The following is a 1,463-nucleotide window of genomic DNA, read 5'->3' on the forward strand; positions in this document are numbered from 1 at the left end:
CAACACAGGAATCCACTCCGTCGGCTGGGCGAGCCGCGCGCAGTGGATCATGCCGGAAGGCGCGTGTCGATCCCCATCGCACAAGTCCTTGAAATGAGATGGGAATTGGAACTGATCGGCGCTCTAGGGAAAAGTTGGGCTCAGCGGGGCAGACAAGGTTTTACTCCGTGCCCAGAGACGAACCGCCCTGACGGGATCGCCCTGAATAGTCAAGCCCTCGCGCGCCTGGCGTCCGCGTTGGCCGCCATCATCTCACGCGGTGCGTCGATAGGTTCGACAACCGCCGACGCCTGTCGCGAGCCCCGGACAGTAGAGGTCTCCGATTTCGCTCTCGCGGGCTGCGGCGCGGAGTGCTGCGCGAAGGGCGCGGTAAGCGTGGGAGGCTGGGACGTGCTCCGGCATGAGCATGGTGGGTGCGAGGATGACGTACGGCACACGAGCGTGGCCAGTCGGGACGATCTCGGCAGCGCCCACTGGAAGAAAGCCCTCCGGCCTGCGAGCAACGACGTCGTAGACAAGTCTCTCGAAGGCCGGCCTGAAAAAGGCTGCATATGCACGGTCCACGCCACCATCCATGAATCCGTAGCCATTCGCAGGGGAAACCACGGCCGTCCTTGCTACGGCCAAGATGTCTCCGCAGAGAACTTCGACATCCGGAAACCGCCGCCAGGCGGCCACCAGCGTTGCATTCATGTCAACCAAGTGCAGGCACATGTGCTATGCCATCCGATCCCTTCTCGACAATCGTCACCGGCCCAACGAGTCCGCGGCCACCTGCGCGGCGCCCGCGAAGCGAGGCTTCACGTGGCGTCAGGCTGCAGCGCATTGTTAGCAGCCCGTGGATCTACGCGGCCACAATCGCGCTCCCAACATCGCCCACCTCACCCGGGCGCATACCGAGCCACGCGGCCCGGGAAAACCGTGCCAGTTGCCTCGACATGCCCCGCACCAGAGCCTCCATGGCTGCCCATATCACCAAAACTGCAAGGGCAGAGCCCTTCCGGGCCGCGGCCAGGCCCCGCGGCGTCCCAGCGCCGAGGATTTGGCGTAGTACGAGCCCCAAGTTGAGCGCGGCGACATGGGCCAGGTAGCGTTTGCGCACGTTCTCTCGGCCCCTGACTCGCACCCTCCTCATTCCGCCCGTCTCGCATGCATGGGCGAATGTTCGCTCGATGAGCTCTCCACGTTTGCGTTGAAGAGCGCGCCCCTTTGGACGACGCACACGGTTTCGGTTCCCGTAAAACGCTTGCTGCATATCCCAGCCCTTGTCCACCCATTTGCGGACGGGCTGGCTCCTCTCGGGGACATAGGTGCGGTAACCGGACTCCTTCAACGATAGCAGCCCGTGGATCTACGAGCCCCCGATCGCGACCCCAACACCGTGCATTTCATACGGATACATCCCGCGCCACGTGGTCCGGGAAAACCGTGCCAGCCGGCTCGGCATACCCCGTACCAGAGCC

2 protein-coding genes are annotated in these 1,463 nt (G+C 64.0%); both read right to left on the reverse strand.

The genetic code is table 11. The features are described 5' to 3' along the window. Positions 1-252 precede the first annotated feature (252 nt). Positions 253-693, reverse strand: a complete 441-nt coding sequence (locus QHF83_RS53260; protein ID WP_282425872.1) for a macro domain-containing protein — start codon at positions 691-693, stop codon at positions 253-255. Positions 694-844: 151 nt separating this feature from the next. Further along, complete coding sequence (locus QHF83_RS53665) at positions 845-1,255, reverse strand: transposase (RefSeq protein ID WP_348980547.1); 411 nt, start codon at positions 1,253-1,255, stop codon at positions 845-847. Positions 1,256-1,463 lie beyond the last annotated feature (208 nt).

It is taken from the genome of Polyangium sp. 15x6, assembly GCF_029960785.1.
GTDB lineage: Bacteria > Myxococcota_A > Polyangia > Polyangiales > Polyangiaceae > Polyangium.